The sequence below is a fragment of the Brevundimonas sp. GW821-FHT02A10 genome, assembly GCF_059422025.1.
Genome location: NZ_JBWKWC010000003.1, coordinates 223,427 through 237,152, shown reverse-complemented (window position 1 = coordinate 237,152; position 13,726 = coordinate 223,427). Strand labels below are relative to the sequence as shown.

General features: G+C 69.8%; 14 protein-coding genes. 4 read left to right on the top strand and 10 right to left on the bottom strand.

Translation table 11 applies throughout. The annotated features are described in order from the left end of the window. Positions 1–14: 14 nt before the first annotated feature. A complete protein-coding gene (locus AC07U0_RS10680; RefSeq protein WP_494719996.1) occupies positions 15–2,090 on the top strand; it encodes a ComEC/Rec2 family competence protein in 2,076 nt (691 codons plus the stop codon). On the opposite strand, the gene lexA is transcribed toward AC07U0_RS10680, so the two are convergent. The 5 genes from lexA to AC07U0_RS10655 all read right to left on the bottom strand — a co-directional run bounded on the left by lexA (position 2,084) and on the right by AC07U0_RS10655 (position 5,739). Beyond that, positions 2,084–2,779: a transcriptional repressor LexA gene (gene lexA / locus AC07U0_RS10675; RefSeq protein WP_494719995.1), complete on the bottom strand. Its 696-nt coding sequence runs from the start codon at positions 2,777–2,779 to the stop codon at positions 2,084–2,086. The two genes, AC07U0_RS10680 and lexA, sit on opposite strands and share 7 nt — an antisense overlap. A gap of 69 nt (positions 2,780–2,848) precedes the next feature. After that, positions 2,849–3,166 (bottom strand): hypothetical protein, encoded by a 318-nt coding sequence (locus AC07U0_RS10670; protein ID WP_494719994.1) that lies wholly within the window; start codon positions 3,164–3,166, stop codon positions 2,849–2,851. Between the two features lie 128 nt (positions 3,167–3,294). Next, positions 3,295–4,107, bottom strand: a complete 813-nt coding sequence (gene trpC, locus AC07U0_RS10665) for an indole-3-glycerol phosphate synthase TrpC (RefSeq protein ID WP_494719993.1) — start codon at positions 4,105–4,107, stop codon at positions 3,295–3,297. Beyond that, positions 4,104–5,144, bottom strand: a complete 1,041-nt coding sequence (trpD, locus tag AC07U0_RS10660; protein WP_494719992.1) for an anthranilate phosphoribosyltransferase — start codon at positions 5,142–5,144, stop codon at positions 4,104–4,106. The genes trpC and trpD overlap by 4 nt, the downstream gene beginning before the upstream one ends. Positions 5,145–5,148: 4 nt before the next feature. Next, on the bottom strand, positions 5,149–5,739 hold the full coding sequence (locus AC07U0_RS10655) for an anthranilate synthase component II (RefSeq protein WP_207931866.1): 591 nt from the start codon (positions 5,737–5,739) through the stop codon (positions 5,149–5,151). A 109-nt stretch (positions 5,740–5,848) separates the two neighbouring features. Between AC07U0_RS10655 and AC07U0_RS10650 the strand changes: the two genes are divergently transcribed. Then, entirely contained in the window at positions 5,849–6,046 is a 198-nt protein-coding gene (locus AC07U0_RS10650; protein ID WP_492947925.1) for a peptidoglycan-binding protein, read from the top strand. On the opposite strand, the gene AC07U0_RS10645 is transcribed toward AC07U0_RS10650, so the two are convergent. Genes AC07U0_RS10645 through AC07U0_RS10635 form a run of 3 tightly spaced genes read right to left on the bottom strand, consistent with a single transcriptional unit; the run spans position 6,043 to position 8,504 of the window. Next, positions 6,043–6,213, bottom strand: a complete 171-nt coding sequence (locus AC07U0_RS10645) for a hypothetical protein (RefSeq protein WP_494719991.1) — start codon at positions 6,211–6,213, stop codon at positions 6,043–6,045. The genes AC07U0_RS10650 and AC07U0_RS10645 overlap by 4 nt on opposite strands. A gap of 57 nt (positions 6,214–6,270) precedes the next feature. Further along, positions 6,271–6,963, bottom strand: coding sequence for a response regulator transcription factor (locus tag AC07U0_RS10640; RefSeq protein WP_494719990.1), 693 nt, complete (start codon positions 6,961–6,963; stop codon positions 6,271–6,273). Continuing rightward, the gene (locus tag AC07U0_RS10635; RefSeq protein ID WP_494719989.1) at positions 6,963–8,504 is read right to left on the bottom strand and encodes a sensor histidine kinase; all 1,542 of its coding nucleotides are present in this window, start codon (positions 8,502–8,504) and stop codon (positions 6,963–6,965) included. Before AC07U0_RS10635 ends, AC07U0_RS10640 begins: the two co-directional genes overlap by 1 nt. A gap of 150 nt (positions 8,505–8,654) precedes the next feature. Between AC07U0_RS10635 and pal the strand changes: the two genes are divergently transcribed. Continuing rightward, complete coding sequence (gene pal / locus AC07U0_RS10630; protein ID WP_494719988.1) at positions 8,655–9,206, top strand: peptidoglycan-associated lipoprotein Pal; 552 nt, start codon at positions 8,655–8,657, stop codon at positions 9,204–9,206. 128 nt (positions 9,207–9,334) lie between these two features. Here pal and trpE read toward each other — a convergent pair whose 3' ends face one another. Together trpE and AC07U0_RS10620 are read right to left on the bottom strand one after the other, a co-directional pair. Beyond that, positions 9,335–10,870, bottom strand: coding sequence for an anthranilate synthase component I (gene trpE / locus AC07U0_RS10625; RefSeq protein ID WP_494719987.1), 1,536 nt, complete (start codon positions 10,868–10,870; stop codon positions 9,335–9,337). After that, entirely contained in the window at positions 10,867–12,792 is a 1,926-nt protein-coding gene (locus tag AC07U0_RS10620; RefSeq protein ID WP_494719986.1) for a peptidylprolyl isomerase, read from the bottom strand. The genes trpE and AC07U0_RS10620 overlap by 4 nt, the downstream gene beginning before the upstream one ends. A 182-nt stretch (positions 12,793–12,974) precedes the next feature. Here AC07U0_RS10620 and tpiA point away from each other — a divergent pair, with 182 nt between their 5' ends. Further along, positions 12,975–13,724: a triose-phosphate isomerase gene (tpiA, locus tag AC07U0_RS10615; RefSeq protein WP_494719985.1), complete on the top strand. Its 750-nt coding sequence runs from the start codon at positions 12,975–12,977 to the stop codon at positions 13,722–13,724. The last annotated feature ends 2 nt before the right edge of the window (positions 13,725–13,726 follow it).

The window sequence follows — 13,726 nt, the reverse complement described above, 5'->3', positions numbered from 1 at the left end:
GGATCGCTTCGTCCGTGCGCGAACAGGTCGCCGGACAGGGGCTAAGGTGGCGGCTGTGGGCGCCGGTGGCGTTCGGCGGCGGCTGCGCCGTCTACTTCGGGCTGAAGACCGAGCCGCCGCTGTGGCCGCTGCTGGTCGCGGCCGCGCTGGCGGTCGGCCTATGGCTGGGGGCGCGGGCGAGGGGGCTGCCGCGGGCGGCGACCCTGCCGCTGATGCTGCTGATGTGTCTGGCGCTCGGGCTGGCGGCGGCGAAGGTTCGCACTGAACGGGTCGCGGCGCCGATCGCGCCCGCACTTGACGCGCCGACCACGATCGAGGCCTGGGTGCTGGATGTCGACAGTCCGGGCGCGAACGGGCACCGGGTGGTGGTTGCGCCGGTGTGGATCCGGGGGCTTGAGCCCGGGGCGAAGCCGATCCGGTTGAGGGCCACCGTCAAGGGCGATCCGCCGCCCCCGGGGACATCGATCCGGCTGTTCGCCATCCTCAATCCGCCGCCGCCGCCGGCCAGTCCGGGCGCCTATGACTTCGGCCGTAACGCCTTCTTCGAGGGAATGGGCGGCACCGCCTTCGCCCTGTCGCCGACGCGACCGGCGGTCCTGCCCGAGGCGCCGTGGCGGCTGAGGCTGGCGATGACGATCAACGGGGTGCGGTTCGGACTGGCGCAGAAGATCGTCGACCGGCTGGGGCCGCGCACCGGCGGGGTGGCGGCGGCCATGGTCACGGGGCACGAGACCTGGATCGAACGCGACGACCTCGACGCCATGCGCGATTCCGGGCTGGCCCACATCCTGTCGATCTCGGGCCTGCATATGGCGGTTGTCGGCGGTTTCGTCTTCTTCGCGGTGAGGCTGGGCGTCGCCGCTGTGCCGTGGGTGGCGTTGAGGGTGTCAGGCAAGAAGGTGGCGGCGGTCGCAGGCCTGATCGCGGTCGGGACCTATCTGGTGATCTCCGGGGCTCCGCCGCCGGCCGAGCGGGCGGCCATCACCTATTCCATCGCCTTTCTGGCCATCCTGCTGGACCGACAGGCGATCACCATGCATGCGCTCGCCGTCGCCGCCCTGATCGTGCTGACCCTCCAGCCCGAGGCCATCGTCACGCCGGGGTTCCAGATGTCGTTCGCGGCGACGGCGGCGCTGGTGGCCCTGGTCGAAAGCTGGCCGGCGCGTGTGCGGGAGATTTCGGCGCCCCTGCCGATCCTGATCGTGCAGAGGATCGGCGGCTGGATCGTCGCGGCGGTGACGGCCAGTCTGGTGGCCGGTCTGGCGACCGGGCCGTTCGCCATGCAGCATTTCAACCGGACGGCGGTCTATGGGCTGGGGGCCAATCTGCTGACTTCGCCGGTGGCGGACTTCGTGATGATGCCCGCGCTGGCTGTAGGCGCCTTGCTGGAGCCCATCAGGCTGGGCGCGCCCTTCCTGTGGGTGGCGGGCAAGGGCATCGACCTGATGCTGGCCATCGGTCACTGGACGGCGGGCCTGCCGGGGGCGGTCCGGACGGTGGCGAGCGCGCCGGATTTCGTCCTGCCGATCGCCTTCCTCGGGGTGCTGTTCATCTGCCTGTGGAAGGGGCGGTTGCGCTGGCTGGGCCTTCCGTTGGCGGCGGCAGTGATGCTGTGGCCTAGGGGCCCGACGCCCGACCTGTGGATCGGTGACGGCGGGACCAATGCGGCGTTTCACTCAGGGACGCAGGCTGTGGCGGTTCGCCCGGGCGTGCGCGAGTTCGCGGCGGACCTGTGGTCTCGGCGGCGGGGTTTGACCCTGACGGACCGGCCGGACGACGACTGGGTCTGTGGGCGATACGCGTGCGCGCCTGAGGTTCGGGATGCAGCGCCGGTCGCTCTGTGGTGGGGGACGAAGCCGCCGACGGAGGCGGCGCTGTCGGCTCTGTGCGGCGCGGCGCCCGTGGTCAGCGTGCGGGCGGCAGTGGCGGTGTTGCCGGCGGGGTGCGCGGAGACGCTGGTGCTGGACGGCGTCGACTTCAGGCGCGGCGGGGTGGAGCTGTGGCGGTCCGGCGCGGGCTGGAAGGCGGTGTGGACAGCCGATGTGCGAGGGGACCGGCCGTGGAGCCGCTCCCCCTCAAAGGCTCAGTGATACTGGCGGATCAGGCCGACCAGCTTGCCCTGGACCTCGACCTGGTCGGGGCCGAAGATGCGGGTTTCGTAGTTGCGGTTGGCGGGCTCCAGGGCGATGGATCCGCCCTTCTTGCGCAGGCGTTTGAGGGTCGCTTCCTCGCCCTCGACCAGGGCCACGACGATCTCGCCCGAGGAGGCGGTGTCGACGCGTTTGATGACCACCAGATCGCCGTTGAGGATGCCGGCCTCGATCATCGAGTCGCCCTCGATCTCGAGCATATAGTGCTCGCCGGCGCCCAGCATGGCCTCGGGCACCTGATAGCGGCCGTTGTCGCCCTGGATGGCGGAGATGGGCACGCCGGCGGCGATCTTGCCGACCAGAACCAATTCGCGGGTGTCATTGGCGGCCTCGGAGACGGGCGCTGAACGTCCGCCGCCCTCGATCACCGCGGGGGTGAAGGGGGCGCGGCCGCGCACGGGGCCGGTCGTGGCCTGTTCCGGCAGCTTGGTCACTTCGAGGGCGCGGGCGCGATGGGCGAGGCGGCGGATAAAGCCCCGCTCCTCCAGAGCCGTGATCAGCCGGTGGATGCCCGACTTGGACGCCAGATCCAGCGCCTCCTTCATCTCGTCGAACGAGGGGGAGACACCCGTCTCCTTGATGCGTTCGTGGATGAACATCAGGAGTTCGTGCTGCTTGCGCGTGAGCATGGGAGGAGCCTTCAGAACAAGACGTGAACCGTTGCCGATGTTCTGTAAGTGTTCTTCACTAATGTCAACTTAACGGTGAAGGCGTCGGGCGTCCTCGATGCGGGCGATCAGATTGGGCGCGCCGACATCCATCGACCAGGCGGCAATCGGGACCGACTTGCCGTCCTTCAACGCCACGACCGCAGTCGGAAACGGCTTCTCTCGCAGCCAGACGTGGTCGATCTGGTCCAGCGGCATCGGCTTTGAGCGGGAGACGAGATGCAGGGCTCCGTCCTGGATCCACAGACCCCAGCCTCCCGAGGCCCGCAGGCGCAGCAGATACCGGGGAATCATCCAGACCATCATGACGAGGCAGGCGGCGGCTCCGACAAACCAGCGCAGATCCACCCTCTCCCAGGGATAGAAGGCTTTGTCAGACCAGAGGGGCGCCGTGGCGATCCCCACGCTGCAAAGCACGAAGAACCCCACCGCCATCAAGGTGGATGACGGTTTGACCCGAGAGATCAGTTGGCGGTTCAATCCAGCAGCGTCCGGGTCGCGGCCTCGACGTCCGGCTGACGCATCAGGGCCTCGCCGACGAGGATGGCGCGGGCGCCGGCCATGCAGACGTCGGCGACGTCATTCGGGGTGAAGACGCCGCTCTCGGCGACCAGAAGGGCGTTCTTCGGGGCCAGATGCGACAGGCGGGCCGTCGTGCCGAGGTCGACCTCGAAGGTGCGCAGAGACCGGTTGTTGACCCCGATCAGGTCGCCGCCGAGGGCGACGGCTCGGGCCATCTCCAGCTCGTCATGGGTCTCGATCAGGGCGTCCATGCCGAATCGGCGGGCCTCGGCCAGCAGTTCGGCGGCGAGGGCGTCGTCGATCATGGCGAGGATGATCAGGATGCAGTCGGCGCCGAGCGCGCGGCTCTCGGCGACCTGCCACGGATCGACAAGGAAGTCCTTGCGCAGACAGGGCAGGGCGACCGCCGCCCGGGCCTGAACCAGATAGTCGTCGGCGCCCTGGAAGCTGGGGCCGTCGGTCAGGACCGACAGACATGCCGCGCCACCGGCCTCGTAGGCCCTGGCGAGAGCCGGGGGATCGAAGTCCTCGCGGATCAGCCCCTTGGACGGGCTGGCCTTCTTGATCTCGGCGATCAGGGCCGGACGGCCGGGGCCGGCGTGCTTTTCGAGGCTGTGGCGGAAACCGCGCGGCATGCCGGCGATCATGGCCAGCGACTCGATCTCGGACTGCGACTGGGCGGCCTTTCGCGCGGCGACGTCCTCGCGCTTGTAGGCGGCGATCTTGGCCAGAACGTCTTCGCGTGGTCGATCCTGGGGGGCAGTCATATGACGTCTTCGATCGGGATGGGCGTGGAGGTGATCCGCGCGAGAGAAGCCAAAGCTTGGGCGGCCTTGCCGTCGTCGATAGCGGCGGCGGCGAGGGCGACGCCGGATTTCAGGTCGTGGGCTTTGTCGGCGACGATGAGGGCCGCGGCGGCGTTGAGCAGGACCACGTCGCGATAGGGACCGGTCTGGCCGGCCAGCAGGGCGGAAAGGGCCTCGGCGTTGGTCTCGGCGTCGCCGCCGCGCAGGGCCTCGATGTCGGCGCGGGGCAGGCCGGCGTCCTCGGGCGTGACGGTGAAGCGGCGGACGGCGCCGTCCTTCCATTCCGCGACCTCGCTGGGGCCCGTGATGGTCAATTCGTCGAGGCCCTGACCATGGACAGTCCAGGCGCGGGTGGCGCCGAGACGGCCGAGCACCTCGGCCAGGGGCTCCAGCAGGCGCGGATCATAGACGCCCATGACCTGACGCTTCGCCCCGGCCGGATTGGACAGGGGGCCGAGCAGGTTGAAGACGGTGCGGAAGCCGATCTCGGCGCGGACCGGGCCGACGTGGCGCATGGCGCCGTGGTAGGCGGGGGCGAAGAGGAAGGCGATGCCCGCCTCGTCCAGCGCGATCTTCTGCTGCTCCAGACCGGCGGTCAGGTCGACGCCGAGGACGCCGAGGACGTCGGAGGAGCCGGACTTCGAGCTCATGGCGCGGTTGCCGTGCTTGGCGACCTTCAGGCCCGCGCCGGCCAGCACCAGAGCGGCGGCCGTCGAAATGTTGAAGGTGTGGGCGCCGTCGCCGCCGGTGCCGCAGGTGTCGATGACGTCGTAGTCGTGGTCGAGCGTCAGGGCGGCCTTGCGCATCTCGCCCGCGAAGGCGGCGATCTCGTCAACGGTCTCGCCGCGCATGCGCAGGGCCGTGACGGCGGCGGCGACCTGGGCCGGGGTAGGCTCGCCGCGCAGACAGGCGGCGAAGAAGTCGCCGGCCTCGGCCGAGGTCAGGGGCTGGCCATCGACCAGCTTGGCCAGCAGCGGCTTGAAACCACCCTCCGCCATGGCTTCAGACCATGGCCAGACGCTTGACGCCCGCCAGATCGAGGAAGTTGGCCAGCATCTCGTGGCCGTGTTCGGTGGCGATCGACTCGGGGTGGAACTGGACCCCGTGGATCGGCCGCTCGTGGTGCTGGAAGCCCATGATTTCGCCGTCCTCGGTCCAGGCGGTGACCTGAAGCGTGTTCGGCAGGGTTTCGCGCTGCACGGCCAGCGAATGGTAGCGGGTCGCAGTGAAGGGCGAAGGCAGGCCGGCGAACATGCCCTTGCCCTCATGCAGGATCGGCGAGGTCTTGCCGTGCATCAGGGCCTTGGCGCGCACGACGTGGCCGCCCATGGCCTGGCCGATGGCCTGATGGCCGAGGCAAACGCCAAGGATCGGCATGTCCAGCGGGGCGGTGTCGATCAATGGCAGGCAGATGCCGGCCTGATCGGGCGCGCAGGGGCCCGGCGACAGCAGGACGGCTTCGGGTTTCAGCGCCCAGGCCTCGGCGGTCGTCAGGTCGTCATTGCGGACGACATGCGTCTCCGCGCCCAGTTCCGCGAGGTAGTGGACGAGGTTGTAGGTAAAGCTGTCGTAGTTATCGACGACGAGGATCATGCGGCGGTTCTAGGACCTGAAATCCTCCGCGCCAAGCCGAAGCTTGCGTGGACACCGGACGTTAACCATCGTGGCGTTCAGATCGGATCCCTGCCGGAGATTCCCCCGCGTGATCGATACCGCCGCCGAGATCGAACAGGCCCGCGCCCTGCTGGTCGAGACGCCCGAGCGTCCGGCCAGTTCGCTGGGCGCCCTCGGGGCGGCGTTTCTGGCCGCCAGCGCCGCGGTGCTGCTGGCGGGTGTGATGGTCCTGGGACCGGGCTTCGCGATGAAGGACCCGGTCTATCAGGGCCAGTTCGAGAACTAGCCGAACCAGCCGGCGGTAAAGGCGAAGAAGACCAGAAGGATCAGGGCGAACAGGACGGCGACAGCCGCCACCGACACGCCCAGCACCGAGGTCATGCCCTTCACATTCTCGCCCTGACGGGCCTCTTCAGTCGTCTCTTCGACGTGGTCATTCTGGATGGTCGACATAGCGATCTCCGTTCGTTGATTAACAACAACGGCAGCGGGGCTGTTTCGATCCGTGCGTCACTTCCCCGCGTCAGGCTCGATCATGCGGTAGCCGAGGCCCTGTTCGGTGCGGATCAGGCGGGGGCGTGCGGAATCGGCTTCGAGCTTCTGGCGCAGCTGGGCGACGAGGACGCGGACGACCTGGGCCTCGACGACCTCGGCGCCGCCCCAGACGGCGAGGGCGATCTGGCGGTGGGTAACGACCCGACCGGCGTGGAGGGCCAGGGTGCGCAGCAGGTCGTATTCGCGCGGGGTCAGGTGCATGACCTCATCCTCGACCCGGACGATGCGGCTGGAGAAGTCGATCGACAGCGGTCCGGCGACGAAGCGGGAGCGGGACGAGAATTTGCGCTCGCGGCCGCGCAGGACGGCGCGGATGCGGGCCATGAGCTCGCCCATGGCGAAGGGCTTGTTGACGTAGTCGTCGGCGCCGAGATCGAGCGCCGCGATCTTCTCGGCCTCCAGATGGCGGGCGCTGAGGACCAGGATGGGCACCTCGGACCATTCGCGGATACGGGCGATGACGTCCTTGCCGTCCATGTCGGGCAGGCCGAGATCCAGCAGGACGGCGTCGAACCCCTCCATGGCCATGGCGGCGAGGGCGTCCGCGCCGCGCTCGGCGGCGGTGACGGCATAGCGCTCGGCCTGAAGCGCGGGGGTCAGGGACTGGACGATGGGGGCCTCGTCCTCGACCAGAAGCAGGCGCTGCATCAGACGGTCTCCCGGGCGGGATCGAGGGCGATGCGGACGCGAAGGCCGGTCGCGCCGACGTCATTGGGCGCCACGCCGATGCGGCCGCCCATGGCCTCGACGAAGCCGCGCGCGACGGACAGGCCGATGCCGGTGCCCCGGCCTTCACGGCGGCTGCCGGAGCCGCGATAGAATTTGTCGAACACCCGGTCGGCGTCGCCGGCGGAGACACCGGGACCGTCGTCGGCGACCTCGATCTCGATCCGGTCGTCGCGGCGGCGGGTGGCGACCTCGATGCGCACGGCCTGACCGCCGTGCTGGAGGGCGTTTTCGAGGAGGTTGTAGAGGACCTGTTCGAGCAGGACGGGATCGGCGCGAACGCTCAGGGCCGGGGCGAGGGCGGTCTCGACTCCGGTGGCGCGTGCGGCGGGCAGGCGGCGGACGGCCGCCTCGACGATCTCGGACAGGTCGAGATCGACCAGCCGGGTCTCCAGCTGTCCCGCCTCGATGCGCGACAGGTTGAGCAGGCCCTCGACATAGCCGTTCAGCCGCCCGGCCTCCTGAACGATGCCGTCGGCCAGGGCGACCCGGGTGTGGGGATCGAAGCGGTCGTCATAGTCGCGCAGGCTGCTGGCCGAGGCGAGGACGGTGGCGAGCGGCGTGCGCAGGTCGTGGGACAGGGAGCCGAGGATGGCCTCGCGCAGGGGTTCGGCGCGGCGGTCGGCTTCGAGGTCGGCCTCGATCCCGGCGCGGCGGCTGCGGGCGAGGGCGGCGGCGGCGAGGTCGAGCAGCAGTTCGCACAGCCGGTCCTGGGCCTGGACGTCCTTCGCCCGCGTCTCCCCGATGCGCCAGAGGGCGAGGCCCAGCGGCTCGTCAGCCGAGATGCGGCGGGCGCGCCAGGCGCCGTGGGCGTGCAGCCCCGCGTCCATCCAGGCGCGGGCGACCAGTCCCTCCATCAGACCGCGCGGGCCGTAGGCGAAGGCCTTGTCGGACAGGGCGCCGCCTTCGCCCAGGACGATGGAGACGCCGTTGGTCGCCGCGTTGAGGCGCTCTGACAGGGCCTGGGTCAGTTCAGCCTCGGACGGCGCGGCGGCGAAGGTCTGGCCGGCCTCCAGCAGGGTGGCCAGAAGGTCGGCGCGCTGGCGGTTGTGGCGTTCGCTCTCGCGCACCCGGCCGGCGAGACTGCCGGTCACCAGCGCCACCAGCAGGAAGACGAACAGGGTCAGGGCGTCGTCGGGGCCAGCGAACTGGAGGGTGAACAGCGGCTCCACCAGGGTGAAGTTGTAGGCCGCGAAGGCGAGGAAGGCCGCAAGAACCCCGCCCCGGGTGCCCAGCAACAGGGCCGATACCAGCACGGCCGCGAGGAAGAAGATCGACAGCCGCGTCATGTCGAAGGCGACGTAGAGCAGCTCCGCCGCCGCCGTGCCGATCCCGACGATGACGATCGCCCCGACCAGTTGGACCGCAAGGGTCATGGAGGCGTCGAACCGTTCGAACAGCCAGACGACGGGCCGCCAGAGGCTCGAGGCAGGGGCTGGCGAGGGGACGGACGGCGAAGTCATGCGGCCACACCTCGCGCCGTCCGGCCCGCGACGCAAGAACAGGATCCGTATGCGAGGCGATCCGTCGGCGGACCAGCGGGGCCGTATATGGATCCTATTCTTGCCGGGGTCAGGCGCGCGTGGTCCAGGTTCGGGAACAAGGAGTTCCCCATGACCGCATCTTCCCGTTCGATCCGTCTGGCCCTGATGGGCGTGGGCGCCGTCGCCGTTCTCGCTGCGGGCGCCTGCGCCAAGCGTCCGGTCGCCGCCGGCACGACCGCTGACACGGGCACAGTCCCCGCCTACAATCCCGTCGTCCCGACCCAGCCGACCGGCCCGATGAACGCGGTGCGCCCGGGTTCGGAACAGGACTTCTCGGTCAATGTCGGCGACCGCGTCTATTTCGATCTGGACAGCCACACCCTGCGCGCCGACGCCCTGCCGCGTCTGGCCGATCAGGCCCGCTGGCTGCAGCAGTATCCGCGTATCCAGGTCCGGATCGAAGGCAATGCCGACGAACGCGGCACGCGTGAATACAACCTCGCCCTCGGCGCGCGCCGGGCCCAGTCGGTCCGCGCCTATCTGGTGTCGCAGGGCGTCGCGGCCAGCCGCATCGACGTCATCAGCTACGGCAAGGAGCGGCTGATCGCCCAGGGCGCCAGCGAATCCGCCCACGCCCAGAACCGCAACGGCCATACGGCCATCGTCTCGGGCGCTGAATAGGCCTTACGCCGTCACAGAAATCCGCCGCGACGCTTCCTGGTCACCGGCGGAGCGGCCCCGTCCCCCCCGGATGGGGCCATAGACCCGGTCGGAGCTGACCTCTCCGGCCGGGTCGCTTCGTTTTGGGGTCAGGCCTCGCCCGCGTCGTTCAGCGGTCGGCCCAGTTCGAAGCGCCAGGCGTCGGAGGCGGCGTTGATCGGGGCGCGGGCCTTGGCCTGGGTCTCGGCGTATTCGGCCGCCGGGTCGCTGTCGGAGACGACACCCGCGCCGGCCTGAACGAAGACCTGGCCTTGGGTGAACATGGCGGTGCGCAGGACGATGCAGATGTCCGCCTCGCCGCCCGCCGAGATATAGCCCACGCCGCCGCCGTAGCCGACGCCGCGCTTGGTGGACTCCAGCTCGTCGATGATCTCCATCGCGCGGACCTTGGGCGCGCCCGACAGAGTGCCGGCGGGCAGGGCGGCCAGAAGGGTGTCGACGGCGTCCAGCTTCGGATCGGCCTTGCCAACGACGTTGGAGACGATGTGCATGACCTGGCTGTAGCGCTCGACCACAAAGCTTTCGGTCACCTCGACGGTGCCGGGCGCCGAGACGCGGCCCACGTCATTGCGGCCCAGATCCAGCAGCATCAGATGCTCGGCCCGTTCCTTGGGATCGGCCAGCAGCTCGGCCTCCAGCGCCTTGTCGGCGGCGGGGGTCGCGCCGCGCGGGCGGGTGCCGGCCAGCGGACGGATGGTCACCCCGCCGTCCTTGAGACGCACGAGGATCTCCGGGCTGGACCCGGCCAGCTGGAAGTCGCCGAAGTTCAGATAGAAGAGGTAGGGCGAGGGGTTCTGACGCCGCAGCGAGCGGTAGAAGGCGAAGGGCTCGCCGGTCCAGGGGGCGCTGAACCGGTGGCTGAGCACCACCTGGAAGATGTCGCCCGCGGTGATGTAGTCCTTGGCCGCCGCCACCATGCCGTTGAAGGCCTGACCATCGACGGGGGAGACAAAGGCAGGGGTCTCGGCCGGGGTCGGGGTGCTGCGGCCTACGAGCGGGCGGCGCAGTCGGGCCTCGAAGTCGTCGAGACGGGCGTTGGCGGCGGTCCAGGCCTGCTCCGGGCCGAGTTGGCTGTCCGGATAGATGGTCGCGACCATGACGATCTCGCGCCGCACCGAATCGAACATGGCCACCAGCGAGGGGCGGGTCAGGACGGCGTCGGGCAGGTCGAGCGGGTCGGGATTGGCTTCGCCCAGCGGCTCCAGCAGCCGGACCATGTCATAGCCGAAGACGCCGAACAGGCCGGCGGCCATGGGCGGCAGCTCACCGTAAGGCGTGGCCGTCAGGTCGAATTTCGTCGCGGCGATCAGGGCGCGCAGGGACTGAAGCGCAGGCAGCGCCTCGGGCGTGAAGCGGTCGGCGGCGATGTCCGCGCCGCGCGCGATCTCGGCCGCGCCGCCGCGACAGCGCCAGACCACATCGGGCTCAAGCGTGATGATGGAATAACGGCCGTTGAGCGCGCCGCCCTCGACCGATTCCAGCAGGAAGGCGTGGGTGCGACCGAGGCCGACTTTCAGATAGGCGGAGACGGGTGTCTCCAGATCGTCGATCAGACGCCGAACCACGACCTGGGGCCGGCCGGCGGCCAGCCCCGTCGCGAAGTCTTCGTACCCGGCCTCACTCACTGGGCGGGCGCGGCCGGAGCGGTGGAGCCTGCGGCCGGGGCGGCGACGCCCAGAGCCTGCAGCGCCAGGGCCGGGTCGTTCTTCGCCTTGGTCGAACGGGCGGCGGCGGCGATGGCCTGTTCCGCGAAGCCTTGAGCCATGTTCTGGCCCATGCGGACGCGCAGCTGTTCGGCGACCGGAGCGGCCAGGGCCGGGACGGCGGCGTGGATGTTGTCGACGCGGCCGACCACAAAGCCGGTCTCCGACGCCGGGCCCGAGAAGACCTGGCCCTTGCCCTGGCCGAACAGACCCTGGAGCACGCCCTGGCCGAGCTCGGTCTGGGTCTGCTGGTTCTGCTGGGTCGAGGTGCGGGTGATCAGGGTCGCGCCGGCCGAGGAGGCGACGGCGGCGATGTCCTGACCGCCACGCACGCGGGCGGCCAGCTCATCGGCCTTGGCGGCGATGCGGCGGGCGCTTTCACGCTGGATCCAGGCCTGGGTCAGGGGCTCGCGAACCTCTGCGAGGGTCGGCAGGGCGGCGGGTTTGACGTCGTCGAGGCGCAGAACGAAATACTGGCCCTGACCGGCGTCGATGACGTCGGACTCGCCGCCCTTCGACAGGGTCCAGGCCGTGGTGATCAGTTGCGGCGGCACCGGCAGGGCCTGGCCGTTGGGCGCCTTGCCGTCCTGGGTGAAGGGCGGGATCTGGACGATGCGGGCGCCGATGGCGGCGACGGCCTGATCGAGCGTCTTGCCGTCCGAACGGGCCTTTTCATACTGCTCGACCTTGGAGAAGACCTGGGCCTTGGCGTCCTCTTCGCGCAGTTCCTGAACCAGGGCGGCGCGGCTGTCTTCCAGGGTGGCGGCGTGACCCGGGGTCGAGGAGGTCAGTTTGGCGACGGTGAAGCCGACGCGGCCCTGGATGGCGTCCGTAACCTGACCGGGCTGCATGCCGAAGACGGCGGCGGCGACGGCGGGCTCGCTGACGGCGCTGCGCGGCGTGTTGTTGAAGTCGGCCGGACGGATGTCGCCATTGGCCTTGCCGGCGTCGGCGGGGCTCTGGCCGGCGCGCAGGGCGGCGGCGATCTTGTCGGCGGCGGCCTTGGTCGGGGCGGTCAGGGTCACGAAGGTCCGGGTCTCCGGCGTGGAGAGCGAATCCTTCTTGAAGTTGAAGCGTTCGACGATGCGGGCTTCCGGGATCGCGGCGGTCGAGGCGTTGGGCGCGGCCGTGAACAGGACGACGGAGGCGATGCGGAATTCCGGACGGCGCAGTTGGGCGGCGTTGTCGGTGATGAAGCTCTGCAGCTGGGCGTCCGTCGGGGCCGGGGTCGCGCCGACCATGGCCGGGGTGACCATGAACCAGCGGCCGTCACGGGTTTCCATGGCGCGGCCGGCCAGCAGGGCGCCGTAGATGCGCGGCGTGCGGTAGCCCGCCATGACGGCGGTGCCGGCGTGCTGGCTGGTGTACTGATCGCGCAGTTCACGCTCGATCATGACCGGGGTGTAGTTCTTCTCGGCCAGGACCGACTGGTACTGCTGCTCGTCGAACTGGCCGGTGACCGAGTTGAAGAAGGCGGGGATGGCGCGGATCTGCTTGATCACCAGCGCCTTGCCCGGACGGATGCCGACACGGTTGGCCCAGTCGAGGAAGCCCAGTTCCTGGGTCCGCTGCTCGAGGTAGCGGACGTGGACGTTTTCCTTGACCAGATCCTCGGTCGTCAGCGGACGGCCCGCACGTTCCTGCAGTTGTTCGCGAGCGCGGTCGAAATCGCTGCGGAACTCGGCCGCGTCGATCGTCCGGCTTCCGGCGTCGATGATGTGCTTGGGCATGATGCCCGAGAACACGTCCAGCTTCGCGCCGCCGATAAGCAGAGCGACACCGACGAGAACCAGAAGGGCGGCGGCCCATTTGGACTTCGCGAAATTGCGGAACACGGAGATCATCGAGCGAACCTGAAGAAGCGGCCAGGAAAAACGAGCGGCGCCGCTCTGGCCTATAGGCAGGGGGCGGCGGCACGGCAAGCGGACCCTTCGGAACTCGGGTCGCGCCGGACGCACCAGCGGCCTTGTGACGCGATTGCGGCAGCAGCTTGGCTTTGCAGGGAATCCTGCTTTAGGAAGGCCGCATGAAACAATCCGTGAAGTTGATCGCCGGCAACTGGAAAATGAACGGCACGGCCGCGAGTCTGGCCGAGGCCGCCGCCCTTCAGCAGGCCCTGGCCGGCGAACCCGCCGCCTGCCGCGTGGCCCTGTGCCCGCCCGCGACCCTGATCGATCGGCTGGCCGCGACGGTCAAAGGCGGCGCTGTCGAGGTGGGCGGGCAAGACTGCCACGCCGAGGCTTCGGGCGCCTTCACCGGCTCGATCTCTGCGGAGATGCTGACGGACGCCGGGGCGACCCTGGTGATTCTGGGCCATTCGGAACGCCGTGCGGGCTTCGGCGAGACCGACGCCGACGTCGCCGCCAAGACCGAGGCCGCCCTGGCCGCCGGTCTGGAGCCCATCATCTGCGTCGGCGAGACCCTGGAGCAGCGTCAGGCGGGCGACGCCGTCGCCGTGGTCTCGGCCCAGGTCGCCGGCTCCCTGCCGCAAAGCCTGTCCGACAAGGCCTTCGCCGTCGCCTATGAGCCCGTCTGGGCCATCGGCACGGGCCTGACGCCGACGCTGGAGCAGATCGAGGAGGTCCACGCCGCCGTGCGCGCGGCCATGGTCGCAAGGCTGGGGGAGGGCGGCCGCGTCGCCCCGATCCTGTACGGCGGCTCGGTCAAGGCGTCGAACGCCGCAGAGATCCTGAACGTCCCCGAGGTCGGCGGCGCCCTGGTCGGCGGCGCCTCCCTGAAGGCTGCGGACTTCCTGGGCATCATTCGCGCCGCTTGAAT

Bases quoted from the DNA above. Each gene is read 5' to 3' on its own strand.
- pal (WP_494719988.1), top strand. From the start codon at position 8,655: ATGACCGCATCTTCCCGTTCGATCCGTCTGGCCCTGATGGGCGTGGGC.
- AC07U0_RS10645 (WP_494719991.1), bottom strand. From the start codon at position 6,213: ATGTCGACCATCCAGAATGACCACGTCGAAGAGACGACTGAAGAGGCC.
- trpC (WP_494719993.1), bottom strand. From the start codon at position 4,107: ATGACTGCCCCCCAGGATCGACCACGCGAAGACGTTCTGGCCAAGATC.
- tpiA (WP_494719985.1), top strand. From the start codon at position 12,975: ATGAAACAATCCGTGAAGTTGATCGCCGGCAACTGGAAAATGAACGGC.
- lexA (WP_494719995.1), bottom strand. From the start codon at position 2,779: ATGCTCACGCGCAAGCAGCACGAACTCCTGATGTTCATCCACGAACGC.
- AC07U0_RS10655 (WP_207931866.1), bottom strand. From the start codon at position 5,739: ATGATCCTCGTCGTCGATAACTACGACAGCTTTACCTACAACCTCGTC.
- trpD (WP_494719992.1), bottom strand. From the start codon at position 5,144: ATGGCGGAGGGTGGTTTCAAGCCGCTGCTGGCCAAGCTGGTCGATGGC.
- AC07U0_RS10640 (WP_494719990.1), bottom strand. From the start codon at position 6,963: ATGCAGCGCCTGCTTCTGGTCGAGGACGAGGCCCCCATCGTCCAGTCC.
- AC07U0_RS10620 (WP_494719986.1), bottom strand. From the start codon at position 12,792: ATGATCTCCGTGTTCCGCAATTTCGCGAAGTCCAAATGGGCCGCCGCC.
- AC07U0_RS10635 (WP_494719989.1), bottom strand. From the start codon at position 8,504: ATGACTTCGCCGTCCGTCCCCTCGCCAGCCCCTGCCTCGAGCCTCTGG.